9 protein-coding genes are annotated in these 16,188 nt (G+C 73.1%); all 9 read left to right on the top strand.

The genetic code is table 11. The features are described from left to right. Nucleotides 1-84: 84 nt before the first annotated feature. The 9 genes from panC to OMK64_RS18620 all read left to right on the top strand — a co-directional run bounded on the left by panC (nt 85) and on the right by OMK64_RS18620 (nt 15,985). Entirely contained in the window at nt 85-1,047 is a 963-nt protein-coding gene (gene panC / locus OMK64_RS18660) for a pantoate--beta-alanine ligase (RefSeq protein WP_272729858.1), read from the top strand. Beyond that, nucleotides 1,044-1,538, top strand: coding sequence for an aspartate 1-decarboxylase (gene panD / locus OMK64_RS18655; RefSeq protein ID WP_124344437.1), 495 nt, complete (start codon nt 1,044-1,046; stop codon nt 1,536-1,538). Before panC ends, panD begins: the two co-directional genes overlap by 4 nt. Before the next feature lie 44 nt (nt 1,539-1,582). Then, nucleotides 1,583-3,307 (top strand): L-aspartate oxidase, encoded by a 1,725-nt coding sequence (locus OMK64_RS18650; RefSeq protein WP_272729859.1) that lies wholly within the window; start codon nt 1,583-1,585, stop codon nt 3,305-3,307. A gap of 287 nt (nt 3,308-3,594) precedes the next feature. After that, nucleotides 3,595-7,638, top strand: a complete 4,044-nt coding sequence (locus OMK64_RS18645) for an endo-1,4-beta-xylanase (RefSeq protein WP_272729857.1) — start codon at nt 3,595-3,597, stop codon at nt 7,636-7,638. 99 nt (nt 7,639-7,737) lie between these two features. After that, nucleotides 7,738-8,625 carry a carboxylating nicotinate-nucleotide diphosphorylase gene (nadC, locus tag OMK64_RS18640; RefSeq protein WP_272729856.1) on the top strand — a complete coding sequence of 296 codons (888 nt, stop codon included), beginning with the start codon at nt 7,738-7,740 and terminating at the stop codon, nt 8,623-8,625. Nucleotides 8,626-8,762: 137 nt separating this feature from the next. Next, nucleotides 8,763-10,301: a lysine--tRNA ligase gene (gene lysS / locus OMK64_RS18635; RefSeq protein WP_272729855.1), complete on the top strand. Its 1,539-nt coding sequence runs from the start codon at nt 8,763-8,765 to the stop codon at nt 10,299-10,301. 3 nt (nt 10,302-10,304) lie between these two features. Next, complete coding sequence (locus OMK64_RS18630) at nt 10,305-10,514, top strand: hypothetical protein (protein WP_272729854.1); 210 nt, start codon at nt 10,305-10,307, stop codon at nt 10,512-10,514. A 64-nt stretch (nt 10,515-10,578) separates the two neighbouring features. After that, on the top strand, nt 10,579-10,923 hold the full coding sequence (locus OMK64_RS18625; RefSeq protein WP_272729853.1) for a histone-like nucleoid-structuring protein Lsr2: 345 nt from the start codon (nt 10,579-10,581) through the stop codon (nt 10,921-10,923). A 277-nt stretch (nt 10,924-11,200) separates the two neighbouring features. Next, on the top strand, nt 11,201-15,985 hold the full coding sequence (locus OMK64_RS18620) for an endo-1,4-beta-xylanase (RefSeq protein WP_272729852.1): 4,785 nt from the start codon (nt 11,201-11,203) through the stop codon (nt 15,983-15,985). Nucleotides 15,986-16,188: the final 203 nt, after the last annotated feature.

Genomic DNA, 16,188 nt, shown 5'->3' with positions numbered 1-16,188 from the left:
CCAGGAGGGACGACCCGCCGACGACCCGTCGGGCGGGTCCGAGGACGGGCCGACCGGCCCCGACCGCCCGCAGGAGGACGAGCGATGACGAAGACGAGGCCGGTGCTCGCGCGCACGCGCGACGAGCTCGCGTCGGCCCTCGCGGACCAGGACGCGCAGGCGCGCGGCACGAAGCCGTACCGCCGGGCCGTCGTCATGACGATGGGCGCGCTGCACGCGGGGCACCTGTCGCTCGTCGCGCACGCGCGCGAGCTCGCCGACGTGGTCGTCACGACGATCTTCGTCAACCCGCTGCAGTTCGGTCCGACCGAGGACCTGTCGCGCTACCCGCGCGATCTCGACGGCGACCTCGCGCTGCTCACGGGCCCGGGTCTGCTGGGCGCAGGGGACGTGGTGTTCGCACCCGACGTCGCGGTCATGTACCCGGACGGCGACCCGACGGTCCGCGTGAGCGCGGGCCCGATCGGCGCGGTGCTCGAGGGCGCCGCACGGCCCGGTCACCTCGACGGCGTGCTGACCGTCGTGCTCAAGCTCATGCACCTCACGCGCCCCGACGTGGCGCTGTTCGGCGAGAAGGACGCGCAGCAGCTCGCCGCGATCCGGGCGATGGTCCGCAGCCTCGACGTGCCGACCGAGGTCGTGGGAGCGCCGCTCGTGCGGGACGTCGACGGCCTGGCCCTGTCGAGCCGCAACGCCTACCTGTCGCCCGACGAGCGTCAGCGGGCCCTCGGCCTGTCGCGTGCGCTGCGCGCAGGTGCCGAGTGGGCGCGCGCCGGGGCGGGGGCGCAGGACGTCGTCGACGCGGCCCGGACGGCGCTCGCGGCGGCGGGCATCGCGGACGACGACGTGGACTACGTCGCGCTCGTCGACCCGGACGACTTCACGCCGGTCGTCGACACGACCGCGGGCGTGGCGCTGCTGCTGCTCGCGGTGCGCGTCGGGACGACGCGGCTCATCGACAACACGGCGGTGACGCTCGGGGCGTCCCGCCGGCCCGACGGCGTGCTCGCGCCCGGGGCGGACGCGCAGGAAGGAGCCCGCGCATGACGACGCTGCAGCGGACCATGATGACCGGCAAGATCCACCGGGCGACCGTGACGCAGGCCGACCTGCACTACGTCGGCTCGATCACGGTGGACGCCGACCTGCTCGCGGCGGCGGACCTGCTGCCCGGCCAGCAGGTCGACGTGGTCGACGTGACCAACGGGTCGCGCCTCACGACGTACGCGATCGCGGGCGAGGCCGGCTCGGGCCAGGTGTGCATCAACGGCGCCGCGGCGCACCTCGTGCACCCGGGCGACGTCGTCATCCTCATCGCGTACGGCCTGATGTCGGACGCCGAGGCGCGCACGTACCAGCCGCACGTCGTGCTGGTCGACGCCGAGAACAGGATCGTCGAGCTGGGCGAGGACCCCGGCCGCGTCCCCGACGAGTGGACCGAGCAGGCGGGCCTCGTGTCGAGCGGCGTGCCGTTCGCGGTGGGCCGTGACCTGGTCGAGCACCCGCACCCCTTCCCGCAGGCCGGCACCGACCGGTGACGACGGTCGCGGACCGGGCCGGCGGCGCCCCGCCGACGACGCCCCTGCCGGCAGCCCGTCCGGGCCCCGGCACGGCGACCCGTCTCGCGACGCGACTGGCCGCGCCCGCGGCGGGCTGGACGGTCGAGGCGGACGCGGTCGTCGTCGGCTCGGGCATCGCGGGCCTGACGGCCGCCCTGGAGCTGCGCACGCGCGTGCCGCGCGTCCTGCTCGTGACGAAGGACGCGCTCGTCTCGGGCTCGACCGTGTGGGCGCAGGGCGGCATCGCGGCCGCGCTCGACCCGTCGGACTCCCCGGCGGCGCACCTGCAGGACACGCTCGTCGCGGGTGTCGGCCTGTGCGACCCGCGCGCGGTCGAGGTGCTCGTGACCGAGGGCCCGGCGCGTGTGCGCGAGCTCGTGGCACGCGGCGCGGTGTTCGACACGCAGCCCGACGGCCAGATCTCGCTGACCCGCGAGGGCGGGCACCACGCGGACCGCATCGCGCACGCGGGCGGCGACGCGACGGGTGCGGAGATCTCGCGCGCGCTGGTCGCGCAGATCGAGGCGGTGCGCGACGACCCGGGGATCGAGGTCATCGAGCACGCGCTCGTGCTCGACGTGCTCACCGGCCCGCCCGGGCCCGACGGGACGCCCGGCGCCGCGTGCGGCGTGACGCTGCACGTCATCGGCGAGGGGCAGCGCGACGGTGTCGGTGCCGCGCTCGGGCGGGCCGTGGTGCTCGCGACGGGCGGCATCGGGCAGGTGTTCCGCTCGTCGACCAACCCCGCGTCGGCGACGGGTGACGGCATCGCCGCGGCGCTGCGGGCCGGTGCGGTGCTCGGCGACGTCGAGTTCGTGCAGTTCCACCCGACGGTGCTGTGGCTCGGCGCGGGCGTGAAGGGCCAGCTCACGCTCGTGTCGGAGGCGGTGCGCGGCGAGGGTGCGCTGCTGCTCGACACCGACGGCGTGCGGTTCATGCCCGACGTGCACCCCATGGCGGAGCTCGCGCCACGCGACGTCGTGGCGCACGCGATCGTGCGGCGCATGGCCGAGACCGGCGCGGACCACGTCTGGCTCGACGCGCGGCACCTCGGCGCGGACTTCCTGCGGCGCCGGTTCCCGACGATCCACGAGCGGCTCCAGGAGCACGGCATCGACCTGGCGAACGACCTGGTCCCCGTCGCCCCGGCGCAGCACTACCACTCGGGCGGCGTCGTCACCGACCTCGTCGGGCGGACGTCGGTGCCCGGCCTGTACGCGGCGGGGGAGGTCGCGTGCACCGGTGTGCACGGCGCGAACCGGCTCGCGTCGAACTCGCTCCTCGAGGGCCTCGTCTTCGCGACCCGGGCCGCCCGGCACATCGCCGAGAAGGTCCAGGCGGGCGCGCTGCCGCGCCGGACGCCGCAGGAGCGCGCCGGCGACGCGGCGCTCGTCGCCGCCGCCGCGCGGTCGCGCGTGCAGCGGATCGCGACCGACGGGCCCGGCGTGCTGCGGTCCGGGGACGGGCTGACGCGGGCGGTCTCCGCGCTCGCGGCCGTGCCGACCGACGCGCACGAGCGCCGCGACGACGGGCGGGCGCTCGCGGCCCCGCAGGTCGCCGAGTGGGAGACGACGAACGTCCACCAGGTCGCGACCGTCCTGACGGCGGCGGCGCTCGAGCGGACGGAGAGCCGCGGCGGGCACGCGCGCACGGACTTCCCCGACCGCCACGAGGCCTGGCGCCTGCGCCTCGAGCTCGCCCTGGCCTCCGACGGCACCCTGACGACGACCCGCGTCCCGCTGGACTGACCGACGGCGCCCCCGCGCGGCCGGGTCGGCCGACCCGGCCCGCCGCACCAGGCGCCGAGCGCGCCCTCACGTGCGTCCGACGGGCCGAACGCGCCCTGAGGGCGCGTGCGTCGGCCTGCCGCGGGTGAAGACGGCGCGAGCCGCACGGCCCCGACCTGCGGCGCGATAGTTTCGATACCTGGTCCGCGCGGTTTCTGGACGTCAGCCCTGGTCGGATCGCGTGATGTGACCGTATCGTCGGATCCTGAACCCCGAAGTACGGGACCCGTCCGCGCAAGGGAGCGTCGATGAGTCGGTCAGGCCTGTTCGAAACTATCGGAGTCGGGGTGCTGGCGCTGGGCCTGGTGGCCGCGCCGGCGCTCGGCTCCGCACCCGCCTCCACCGCACGAGCGGCGGACAGCGAGATCCTCCGCAGCGACTTCGAGGGCGGCTCGTACGCCCCGTGGACGCCGAGCGGCAGCCCCACCCTCACGCTGGTGCCGGATCCCGACGGCGCGGGTACCAGCCTGAAGATCGCCGGCCGGACCGCCGGCTGGCAGGGCATCGCCCTCGACCTGGTCCCGCTGCTCGAGCCGGGCGAGACCTACACGGTCTCCATGCGAGCGCGTCTCGCCGACGCGACCCAGCCCGCCGCGGGCGTGCACTTCACGGTCGACGCCCCGGAGGCGTCCAACCCGTACACCTGGGTCAGCGGCCCGAGCACGCTCGGCGCCGACGCGTGGACCACGATCAGCGGCTCCTACACGTTCGAGGAGGGCCTCGATGCCGCGCGCATGTACCTCGACGGCGGCGACGCGGCGCCGTTCCCGGACGTCCTCGTCGACGACGTGGTGATCACGGGGCAAGAGCCGACGGACCCGGGCGGCGTCGTCCCCGGCGGCGCGGTGAACCCGACCACGACGCCCGTCGCGACCGCGCGCGGCACCGGTGACGTCTCCGCGCTGACGTTCGACGACGGCCCCAACGGCGCCACCACGACGGCGCTGCTCGACTTCCTCGCCGAGCGCGACATCACGGCGACCTTCTGCGTCATCGGCCAGAACATCCAGGCGCCGGGCGGCGCGGACGTGCTGCGCCGGATCGTCGCGGACGGCCACACGCTGTGCAACCACACGACGTCGTACGCCGACATGGGCGCGTGGACCGCGGAGCAGGTGCGCGCCGACCTCGTCGAGAACCTCGGCATCATCCGCGACGCGCTCGGCGACCCGGACGCGAAGGTCCCGTACTTCCGCGCGCCGAACGGCAGCTGGGGCGTCACGCCCGGCGTGGCCGTCGCGCTCGGGATGCAGCCGCTCGCGGTGACGAACACGATCGACGACTGGGCCACGCAGGACGTCCCGACGCTCACGTCGAACCTGCGCGCAGCCATGAAGCCGGGCGAGGTCGTGCTCGCGCACGACGGCGGCGGCGACCGCTCCGGGACGCTCGCGGCCGTGCAGACGGTGGTCGACGAGCGCCTCGCGGCGGGCTGGCAGTTCACGCTGCCGACCGGAGGACTCGACGGCGACGGCGGCTCGGTGCCGACCGGCCTGAGCAACGACTTCGAGGAGGGCCTCGGCGTCTGGGGTCCGCGCGGCGACAACACCGTCACGCTGACCGACGACGCGCACGGCGGCGCCCAGGCGGCGCTCGTCGCGGACCGCACGCAGGCGTGGAACGGCATCGGCGCCACGGTCACGGACGTGTTCCAGACGGGCCGCACGTACTCGATCGACCTGTGGCTCAAGCTCGCCGCGGGTGCGACCGAGCCGGCCGACCTGCGCGTGTCCGTCCAGCGCGACAACGCGGGCGAGTCGACCTACGACACGGTCACGACCGCGACGGGCGTCACCGCCGACGCGTGGACCCACGTGCAGGCGTCGTACACGATGGCGGCCGCCGAATCGGCGCTGCTGTACGTCGAGTCGGCGTCGTCGCTCGCGTCGTTCGTGGTGGACGACGTCGTCGTGACGGGCTCGACCGCTCCGCCGGTGCAGACGGACATCCCGTCCCTGAAGGACGAGCTGCCGTGGCCGGTCGGCGTCGCGATCGACGAGCGTGAGACGGTCGGCACGGGCGAGCAGCTCGTGGTCAAGCACTACGACCAGATCACCGCCGAGAACGCGATGAAGCCCGAGAGCATCCAGCCGACCGAGGGCACGTTCACCTTCGAGGCGGCGGACGCGCTGGTCGACAGCGCGATCGAGCACGGTCAGCGGGTCTACGGGCACACGCTCGTGTGGCACTCCCAGACGCCGGACTGGTTCTTCAACCACACCGACGGCACCCCGCTGACGAACAGCGCGGCGGACCAGCAGATCCTGCGCGACCGCATGCGCACGCACATCGAGACCGTCGCCGACCACTACCGCGACAAGTACGGCGAGTACGGCACCGACGGCAACCCGATCGTCGCGTTCGACGTCGTCAACGAGGCCATCGCGGAGAGCGAGAGCGACGGCCTGCGCAAGAGCCGCTGGTTCGAGGTCCTCGGTGAGCAGTACCTCGACCTCGCGTTCGGGTACGCGAGCGAGGCGTTCAACGGCGGTGACACCGACGGCCCGGTCCAGCTGTTCCTCAACGACTACAACACCGAGCTGCCCGCCAAGCGGCAGGCGATGCTCGCGGTCGTGAACCGCCTGCTCGACCGGGACGTCCCGCTCGACGGGCTGGGCCACCAGTTCCACGTCAACCTGCTCCAGCCCGTGTCGCAGATGAAGGCGAGCATTGACGCGTTCGCGACCACGGGCCTGCTGCAGGCGGTCACGGAGCTCGACGCGCCGATCGACGGGGCCGTCACGCAGGAGAAGCTCGTCGCGCAGGGCTACTACTACGCCGACGTGTTCGACATGCTGCGCGACTACCCGGACCTGTTCTCGGTGACCCTGTGGGGCCCGTACGACAGCCGGTCGTGGCGTGAGGGTGCGCCGCTGCCGTTCGACGACGACCTGCAGGCCAAGCCGGCCTACTGGGGCATCGTCGACCGGTCGGAGCTGCCGACGCTCACGCGACAGGCGGATGCGCACCAGGGCACGCCCACGGGTGTCGACGACGCGACGTGGAACCTGCTGCCGGAGACGCCGATCGGTGAGGGCACCGGATTCCAGCTGCGCTGGTCGGCCGACGGCCTCACCGCGTACGTCGAGGTCGCGGACGCGAGCGACGACGGCACCGAGGACGTCGTGGACGTCTTCGCCGCCGAGGCGCACGTCACCGTGAACCGTACGGAGGCGCAGGCCACCGCCACGGGCTACCGGTTCGCGGTCCCCGTCCCGGTCGCCGGCCTGACGGAGGGCGGCACCGTGCCGTTCGACGTGCGCGTGACCGACGGCGTCACGGGCGAGCAGCGCTCGTGGAACGACCTGTCGCACGGCCAGGAGGACGGCGAGCGCCTCGGCGTCGTCACCCTCATCGAGCCGATCGGCTTCGTCTCGGCGCCGCAGGCCACCACCGCCCCGACGATCGACGGCACGGTCGACGACGTGTGGGCGACGGCCCCGGTCATCACGACGGACACCCAGGTCGAGGGCACCCCGGGTGCCACGGCCGAGGTGCGGGTCCTGTGGCACGACGACGCCGTCGACGTGCTGGTGAAGGTCGCCGACCCGGTGATCGACGAGTCCGCGACGAACGCGTGGGAGCAGGACTCGGTCGAGATCTTCGTCGACCCGGTCAACGCCAAGAACGGCGCGTACACCCCGCAGGACGGGCAGTACCGGATCAGCGCGAGCAACGCGCAGTCGGTCAGCGGCGACCTGTCGGTCATCGGTGAGCGGCTGACCAGCGCCACGGCGCTGATCGACGGCGGGTACGTCGTCGAGGCGTCGATCGCGCTGGGTCGCGACGCGGTCGCGGGCGACCTCGTCGGCCTGGACTTCCAGGTCAACGACGCCACCGACGGCGTGCGCGGCTCGGTCCGCACGTGGACCGACCCGACGGGCCGCTCGTACCAGAGCACCGCCCGCTGGGGCGTCCTCGAGCTCGCGGCCCCGGTCGTCGAGCCCGGGCCGGTCCTGACCCTCGGGTCGGACAAGGTCGCGCCGGGCAAGAAGCTCGCCGTCGCGCTCGCCGACTTCCCGGCCAAGACCAAGGTCCGGCTCGTGCTCGACCGCGTCGGCGACCGGCCGGCGACCCCGTCGTACGGCGGGCTGTTCGGCAAGCTCGTCGAGGGCGTGCACGACTGGTACTGGAAGGACGCCGACCTCGGCACGGTGAAGACCGACGCCTCGGGTGCCGCGAGCACCAAGGTCAAGGTGCCCGTCTGGGTCCTGCCCGGCCAGTTCGAGGTCAAGGCCTACGTCGGCAAGGAGGCCGTGGCGAGCGCCCCGGTGCGCGTGACGTACTCCTGACCGACACCGCCCCGCCGCCCTGCCCGGCGGGGCGGTACCCACCACGACGGCCCCGGACCCCTCCGTCCGGGGCCGTCGTCACGCACGTAGGGTGGCGGCGTGCAGCAGCAGCTCGACCCCGCGTGGGTCGCCCGGGTGGTCCAGGTCGCGCTCGACGAGGACCTCGGCCCCGCACCGGGCCGGGACGTCACGTCGCAGGCGACGATCCCACCCGACGCCGTCGGCACCGCGCACCTCGTGGCACGGGCGGAGGGCGTCGTCGCCGGGCTGGTCGTCGTCCAGGAGGTCGTCGACCAGGTCGCGCACCGGCTCGGCACCGCCGCCGTGTCCGTCACGCTCACCGTGGAGGACGGCGCGCACGTGTGGCGCGACGAGGTGCTCGCGGTGCTCGTCGGACCCGTGCAGACGCTGCTAGTCGCGGAGCGGACGATGCTCAACCTCGCGTCGCGCGCGTCGGGCGTCGCGACGCACACCCGCCGCTGGGCGGACGTGCTCGACGGGACGGGCGCGCAGGTGCTCGACACGCGCAAGACGACCCCGGGCCTGCGCGCGCTGGAGAAGTACGCGGTCCGCTGCGGGGGCGGCACCAACAAGCGCATGGGGCTGTACGACGTCGCGATGGTCAAGGACAACCACGTGATCGCCGCGGGGTCGGTCGCCGCCGCGGTGCGCGCGGTGCAGGAGCGGTTCCCGGACGTCGACATCCAGGTCGAGGCGGACACGCTCGACCAGGCGATCGAGGCGGTCGCGGCCGGGGCGCGATTCCTGCTGCTCGACAACATGCCGACGCCCCTGCTGGCCGAGGTCGTCGCGGCGGTGCGCGCGGGTGAGCCGACGACGGGCCGCGTCGAGCTCGAGGCCACGGGCAACCTCACGCTCGACCGGGCCGCCGAGGTCGCCGGCACGGGCGTCGACTACCTGTCCGTCGGTGGACTCACGCACTCGTCGCCGATCCTCGACCTGGCGCTGGACCTCCAGGCGTCCTGAGGGCGGACACGGGGCAGCACCGCGGGGGAGCACCTCGCGCGACGGCCTCGCGACGAGCGCGCCGGCGCCCGGCCGGCGTCGTGCACGTCACCGGCCGCGGCGCCGGGCAGCACAGGTCACGCCGGTAGGATCGCCCGGTGACCGCTGCGCCCGAGAACCCGGCCGAGAACGCCGCCGACGACGCCCCCGTCGACGACACCCCCGAGCAGATCCAGGTCCGCCGCGCGAAGCGTGAGCGCCTGCTCGCCGAGGGCACCGAGGCGTACCCCGTGGTGGTGCCGCGCACGCATACGATCGCCGAGGTCCGCGCCGCGTACCCCGACCTCGAGCCGGGCACGGAGACGCAGGACGAGGTCGGGATCGCCGGCCGCGTCGTCTTCCTACGGAACACGGGCAAGCTCTGCTTCGCGACGCTCCAGGACGGTGAGGGCAACCGCCTCCAGGCGATGCTGTCGCTCGCCGAGGTGGGCGAGGAGCGGCTGTCCGCGTTCAAGTCGGACGTCGACCTGGGCGACCACGTCTTCGTGCACGGGCGCGTCATCTCGTCGCGCCGTGGTGAGCTCTCGGTGTTCGCGGACTCCTGGTCGATCGCCGCGAAGGCGCTGCGCCCGCTGCCGAACCTGTACGAGGGCACCGAGCTGTCGGAGGAGGCGCGCGTCCGTCAGCGCTACGTCGACCTCATCGTCAACCAGCGCTCGCGGGACATGGTCCGCACGCGCGCCGCGGTGCTCCGCTCGGTCCGCGACAACCTGCACCGGCGCGGGTTCATCGAGGTCGAGACGCCGATGCTGCAGGTCCGCCCGGAGGGTGCGGCGGCCCGCCAGTTCGAGACGCACATGAACGCGTTCGACATCCCGCTGTTCCTGCGCATCGCGCCCGAGCTGTTCCTCAAGCGCGCCGCGGTCGGCGGCGTCGAGCGCGTCTTCGAGATCAACCGCAACTTCCGCAACGAGGGCGTCGACGCCACGCACTCGCCCGAGTTCGCGATGCTCGAGGCGTACGAGGCCTACGGCACCTACGACACGATCGCGGACCTCACGCAGGACCTGGTCCAGACGGCCGCGCGCGACGCGTTCGGCTCGACCGTCGTCACGCTCGCCGACGGCACCGAGTACGACGTGGGCGGCGAGTGGGCGCGGCTGCCGATGTACGACTCGCTGTCGGAGGCGCTGGGCGTCGAGATCACGCACGACACGTCCGACGAGGTCCTGCTCGAGCTTCTCGAGAAGGCCGAGATCGAGCTCGCTCCCGGCCAGCGCAACCACGGCAAGATGGTCGAGGAGCTCTGGGAGCACCACGTCGGTCACGCATTGACGGCGCCGACGTTCGTGCGCGATTTCCCGGTCGAGACGTCGCCCTTGGTGCGCGACCACCGCAGCAAGCACGGGCTCGTCGAGAAGTGGGACCTGTACGTGCGCGGGATGGAGCTCGCGACCGGTTACTCGGAACTCGTTGACCCGGTCATCCAAAGGCAGCGGTTCGAGGCGCAGGCGGCGCTCGCGGCACGCGGTGACGACGAGGCGATGCGCATCGATGAGGACTTTCTCACCGCCATGGAGTTCGCGATGCCACCGTCGGGTGGTATGGGCATGGGCATCGACCGCCTGCTCATCGCGCTCACGGGGCTCGGCATCCGCGAGACGATCCTCTTCCCGCTCGTGAAGCCGCAGGGCTGACGCATGAACGGGCTCACCGCGGCGCTGGCCGCGATCCTCCCGTCGATCGGTGTCGGGCTGATCTTCTGGTTCGCCATCCGCGCACTCGTGAATGCCGACCGCACCGAACGGCAGGCATTGGCGAGAATGGATGCCGAGGAACGCCTGGCGGCACAGCGTGAAGCCGCGACCACAAATGAGGAATCGAAGCGGGACCGTTTGACGTCCGAATAGTACGGGTGCCATGCTTCCCGGGTAAGCGAGAAATCCCCTCCACGCACTTACCCCGGAGCGAACAATGGCTCAGAAGGTCCAGGTCCTGCTCGTCGACGACATCGACGGCGGAACGGCGGACGAGACGGTGACGTTCGCGCTCGACGGCGTCACCTACGAGATCGACCTCACCGCGGCGCACGCCTCGGAGCTGCGTGACGGCTTCGCGCAGTGGGTCGGCCACGCACGCAAGGTCGGCGGCCGCTCGTCGTCGGCGCGCCCCGCCGGCCGCGGCGGCAGCAGCAACGCTCGCCGTTCCGCGGGCGACGCCCAGGCGATCCGCGAGTGGGCGAAGGCCAACGGGCACCACGTCTCGGAGCGGGGTCGCATCTCCGCCGAGGTGAAGTCCGCGTACGACGCCGCGCACTGACGCGACGACTCCCGAAGCCCCCGGCGCCCGCGAGCGTCGGGGGCTTCGTCGTGCTCCGGCCCGCCGCGCGGCCGGACCCTCGCGTGGTGAGTCGTCCGGGCGCCTCGCCAGGCTCGCCGACGTCGGACGCGCGGTCGTCCTGATGGTCACGGATGCGTCACAGTTTCGATACTTGCGACGGTTGGGTCGATAATTCGCTCCTCCGGCTGATATCGGATTCGCTCGGCGCTGCGTAGGTTGACGCGGTCACCTGTCAGCATTGCGCAAAGGAGCGTCGATGAGACGGCCGAGAGGCTTCGAAACTATCGGGATCGCGGTGGTGGCGCTCGGCGTCGTCGCCGCCCCGATCGCGGGCGTCCTGCCCACCGCGACCACCGCCGCCGCGGCGTCGCCCACCGTTGTGTCGACGACCACGTTCGAGGACGGCACGACCGGCATCTGGCAGCAGAGCGGCAACCCCACCCTGAGCGTCGTCGACGTCGACGGCGGCAAGGTCCTCCAGGTCGCGAACCGCGCGGCCGACTACGAGGGCGTCCAGACAGCGCCCGGCGCGCTCGCCGACCTCGTGCCCGGCACCGAGTACACGATCTCGATGCGCGCGCGCCTCGCCGACGGCACCACCGGCGGACCCGCCGGCGTGCGGTTCGTCATGAAGCCGGCGTACACGTGGATCGGCAACGCGAGCATGACCGCGGACGCGTGGACCACCGTGAGCGGCACGTACACCGTCCCGGCGACCGGGACCGCGCCGTCGGATCTTCAGCTCTACCTCGGCACCGGGGACCTCACCGGCGCGTACACCTACCTCGTCGACGACCTCGTCATCACCGGTCCGGCAGCGGCCGGCCCGAGCGCCGTCCTGACGAGCACCTTCGAGTCGGCGGGCCACGGCTGGACCGCGCGCGGCTCCGGCAGCACGACGGTCGCGACCACGACGACGCGGGCGCACGGCGGCACGTCGAGCCTGCTCGTCACCGGGCGCAGCGCCGGGTGGAACGGCGCGCAGCACGACGTGTCCGCGCTCGTCACCACCGGCACCTACGACATCGAGGCGTGGGTGCGGCTCGCGGACGGGGAGGTGGGCCCGGCCCAGCTCAACCTCGGCATGCAGACGCCCGGCGCGGCGAACGAGTACCCGTGGGTCGGCGGCCGCGTGGCCGTGACGTCGGGGGCCTGGACGAAGCTGTCCGGCACGTACACGGTGGACCCGGCGACGCCGCCGACCAACCTCTACGTCGAGTCCGACAGTGCGACGGCCTCGTTCCTCGTCGACGACGTCGTCATCACCGGCCAGGCGGCCACAGGCCCCGGCGAGGTGCCGGACGTCCCGCCGGGCGGTGCGCTCAACCCGACGACGACGCCCGTCGCGACGGCGGCGGCCGCCTCGGCGCCCGGGGTGAAGCGGGCCGCGCTCACCTTCGACGACGGCCCGAACGGTGCCGCGACGACCGAGCTGCTCGACTTCCTCGCCGCGAAGGACATCCCCGCGACGTTCTGCGTCATCGGCCAGAACGTCACGACCGGCGACGGTGCGGCGGTCCTGCGGCGGATCGTCGCGGACGGCCACACGCTCTGCAACCACTCCACCGACTACAGCGCGATGGACGGGCTCACGCAGGAGCAGGCCGCGCAGACGATGGCGCAGAACCTCACGACCATCCGCACCGCGCTCGGCGACCCGAACGGCCAGGTGCCGTTCTTCCGTGCGCCCAACGGCGCGTGGGGCCGGACGCCCGCCGCGGCCGTGTCGCTCGGCATGCAGCCGCTCGCCGTCACCAACCTCATCAACGACTGGGACGCGACCGTGCAGTCCGACGTCGAGGCGCTCAAGGCCAACCTGCGCGCGGCGATGAAGGACGGCGAGATCGTGCTCGTGCACGACGGCGGCGGCAATCGCGCCAACTCGGTCGCCGCGCTCAAGGCGGTCGTGCAGGAGCGGCTCGACGCCGGCTGGGAGTTCACGCTCCCGTCCGTCACGCTCGCACCGGCGCAGCCGGTCGGCTCGACGGTCATCTCGGCCGACTTCGAGGACGGCATGGACGGCTGGTTCGTCCGGGAGACGGGCAGCGGGACGCCGACGGCGACCGTCACGACCACCGCGGCCCACGGCGGTGCGCAGTCCGCGCTCGTCGCGAACCGCACGTCGCAGGGCCACGGCCTCGCGTTCGACGTCGACGGCGTCCTCGTGCCCGGCACGCTCTACGAGCTGTCCGCGTGGGTCCGCTTCGCCGCCGGCCAGCCGGCCGACGACGTGTGGCTCACGGTCCGCCACGACGACGGCGGCACGCAGAGGTTCACGACGCTCGCGCAGGTGTCCGGCCAGTCGAACAGCCAGTGGGTCGAGGTGAAGGCGTCGATCCGGCTGCCCGAGGGCTCCGACCTGCTCTACCTGGAGACCGACTACAACAACGGCAACACGTCCGACTTCCTGGTCGACGACATCGTCGTCAAGGTCGCGTCGCCGCTGTCGATCGAGGAGGGGCTCACGCCGATCAAGGACACGCTGGACTTCCCGTTCGGCGCCGCGATCCAGGCGCGTGACACGGCCGACCCGTACGGTCGCCTGCTCACGAAGCACTTCGACCAGATCACGCCCGAGAACTTCATGAAGCCCGAGGCGTGGTACGACGCGAACGACCCGACGCACACGTTCGTCACGACGAACCCCGAGGCGGACGCACTCATGACGTACGCGGCGGAGCACGACCTCAAGGTCTACGGGCACGTGCTCGTGTGGCACAGCCAGACGCCCGACTGGTTCTTCCAGGACGGCTCCGGCCGCTGGCTCACCGACAGCCCCGCCGACCAGGCGGTGCTGAAGGCCCGGCTGCGCACGCACATCGACAACGTCGCGAAGTACCTCAGCGACAAGTACGGGAAGTTCGGCAGCGCGACCAACCCGCTGTACGCGTTCGACGTGGTCAACGAGGTCGTCTCCGACGGCAGCGGCACCCCCGGCGGCATGCGCACGAGCCGGTGGTTCCAGGTGCTCGGCGAGCAGTTCGTCGACCTGTCCTTCGCGTACGCGAACGACGCCTTCAACGGCACGTACGCGGCCCCGGGGAAGACGCACCCGGTCACGCTGTTCATCAACGACTACAACACCGAGCAGGCCGGCAAGCAGCAGCGCTACTACGACCTGATCGCGCGCATGGTGGACCGCGGCGTCGAGTTCGACGGCATCGGGCACCAGTTCCACGTGAGCCTCGCGACCCCCGTGAGCACGCTCGCGGGTGCGCTGGACCGCATGGCCGACCTCGGCAAGGTGCAGGCGATCACCGAGTTCGACGTCACGACGGGCACGCCCGTCACGGAGGCCAAGCTGGTCGACCAGGGCTACTACTACAAGGACGCGTTCGACGCGTTCCGCGCGTTCCACGCGGAGACCGACCAGGTCTTCTCGGCGACCGTGTGGGGTCTCGTCGACGGGCGGTCCTGGCGCAACGACTCGGGCGCACCGCTCGTGTTCGACGACCAGGTCAAGGCCAAGCCGGCGTACCACGGCATCGTCGACGGCTCGACGCTGCCCGCGCCCATGCGGGCCGCGAACGTCTTCCGCGGGACGGTCCCGCTCGACGACGACGCGACCGCCGCGCCCGACTGGGACCGGCTGCCGCTGCTCCCGATGGACGACGCGGCCGCCTTCCAGCTCCGCTGGGAGGCCGACCACCTGACGGCGTACGTCGTCGTGTCGGACGGGACGCCGGCCGCGTCGGACGGCGTCGGGTTCACGCTCGACGGCGAGACGTACGCGTTCGGACGGGACGGCGAAGGTGACGTCGACGGCGTCGCGACGGAGCTGGGTGACGGCTGGGCCGCGGTGGTCCACCTGCCGCTCGACGCTGCCGCGGTCGGTGACCAGCTCGCGTTCGACGTCACGGCGACCGACGGCAGCACGACGGTCGGCTGGAACAAGCTCGGTGCGACCGGCACGCTCACGCTCGTCGAGCCGCTGTCCTACCTCGAGGTCGCCGCGGCGTCGGCCGCCCCGACGATCGACGGTGAGCAGGACGCGGTGTGGGCGGACGCCGGCTCGGTCACGACGGCCAAGGTCGTCGGCGCCGGCTCGGACCCGGCGGGTGCCGTCGCGGACGTCAGGACGCTGTGGAAGGACGACACGCTGTACGTCCTCGCCACCGTCACGGACGCGGTCGTCAACACGGCCGGCTCGGACCCGTGGACGCAGGACTCGGTCGAGATCTTCGTCGACCCGGGCAACGCCAAGAACGGCTCGTACCGCTACGACGACACCCAGATCCGCATCAGCGCGGACAACGCGGTGTCGGTCGGCACGGGTGACGAGGGCTACCAGAAGGCCAACGTCACCAGCGCCACGACGCGCACCGCGTCCGGCTACGTCGTCGAGGCCGCCATCGGCCTGCACGACCAGGGCGGCGCGGGCACGTTCCACGGGCTCGACTTCCAGGTCAACGACGCCACCGCCGACGGGTCGCGCACGTCGGTCCACACCTGGGCCGAGCCCACCGGCACCGCCTACCAGACGACCGAGCGCTGGGGCGTCGGCCTGCTGGTCGAGGCCGCGGGCGAGGAGCCGGAGCCGTCGGCGCCGACCATCGTCCTCGGTGCCGGCAAGGTTGCGCGGGGCGGCACCGTGCCGGTCGCGCTGTCCGGGTTCGCGCCCGGCACCGTCGTCGACGTGGTGCTCGGGGCCGAGTCGCTCGTCGGGCAGGTCCAGGGCGGTGCGCGCCTCATGGCGGCGCGTGCGGTCGGCAGCACCGGACCGCTCGGGCTCGTCGTCGGGTCGTTCTCCGTCGACGCCTCCGGCGGGGCCTCCGGGTCCGTGACGATCCCGGCCGCCACGGCCGTCGGTCGCTACGGCATCGCCGCCGCGGTCGACGACCAGGTCCTCGCGGCCACGGTCGTCGAGGTCGTCGCGGCTGCTCCGGGCGGCGGCGCGTCGGGCGGCGCGGGCGGGTTCGGTGGCGGCAGCCTCGCCACCACGGGCGCGCAGGTCGCGGGCCTCGTGCTCCTCGCCCTCGCGCTGCTGGGCGCGGGGACGGCGATGGTGCGCTCGCGCCGCCGCGGGACGCACGTGGCCTGACGCACCGCAGGACGACGAGGGCCCGGCCACCGCAGAGGCCGGGCCCTCGTCGCGCCACCGCGCCCCTGCCCCTCGTCGCGCCTCGCACCCCGACGGCACGTCCGTCGACCCGCGCCACTGGTGGGACGCGCTGCAGACCGCGATCGCCGACGCGGGCGGCATCGACGACGTCGACGCGATCTCCGTCGGCGGGCAGCCGCACG

The sequence above is a fragment of the Cellulomonas fimi genome (assembly GCF_028527925.1).
Classification (GTDB): domain Bacteria; phylum Actinomycetota; class Actinomycetes; order Actinomycetales; family Cellulomonadaceae; genus Cellulomonas; species Cellulomonas fimi_C.
Note: the sequence above shows the minus strand (reverse complement) of the source record. Positions and strands in the feature narration are given on the sequence as shown.

Bases quoted from the DNA above. Each gene is read 5' to 3' on its own strand.
- panC (WP_272729858.1), top strand. From the start codon at position 85: ATGACGAAGACGAGGCCGGTGCTCGCGCGCACGCGCGACGAGCTCGCG.
- OMK64_RS18620 (WP_272729852.1), top strand. From the start codon at position 11,201: ATGAGACGGCCGAGAGGCTTCGAAACTATCGGGATCGCGGTGGTGGCG.
- OMK64_RS18625 (WP_272729853.1), top strand. From the start codon at position 10,579: ATGGCTCAGAAGGTCCAGGTCCTGCTCGTCGACGACATCGACGGCGGA.
- panD (WP_124344437.1), top strand. From the start codon at position 1,044: ATGACGACGCTGCAGCGGACCATGATGACCGGCAAGATCCACCGGGCG.
- OMK64_RS18645 (WP_272729857.1), top strand. From the start codon at position 3,595: ATGAGTCGGTCAGGCCTGTTCGAAACTATCGGAGTCGGGGTGCTGGCG.
- OMK64_RS18630 (WP_272729854.1), top strand. From the start codon at position 10,305: ATGAACGGGCTCACCGCGGCGCTGGCCGCGATCCTCCCGTCGATCGGT.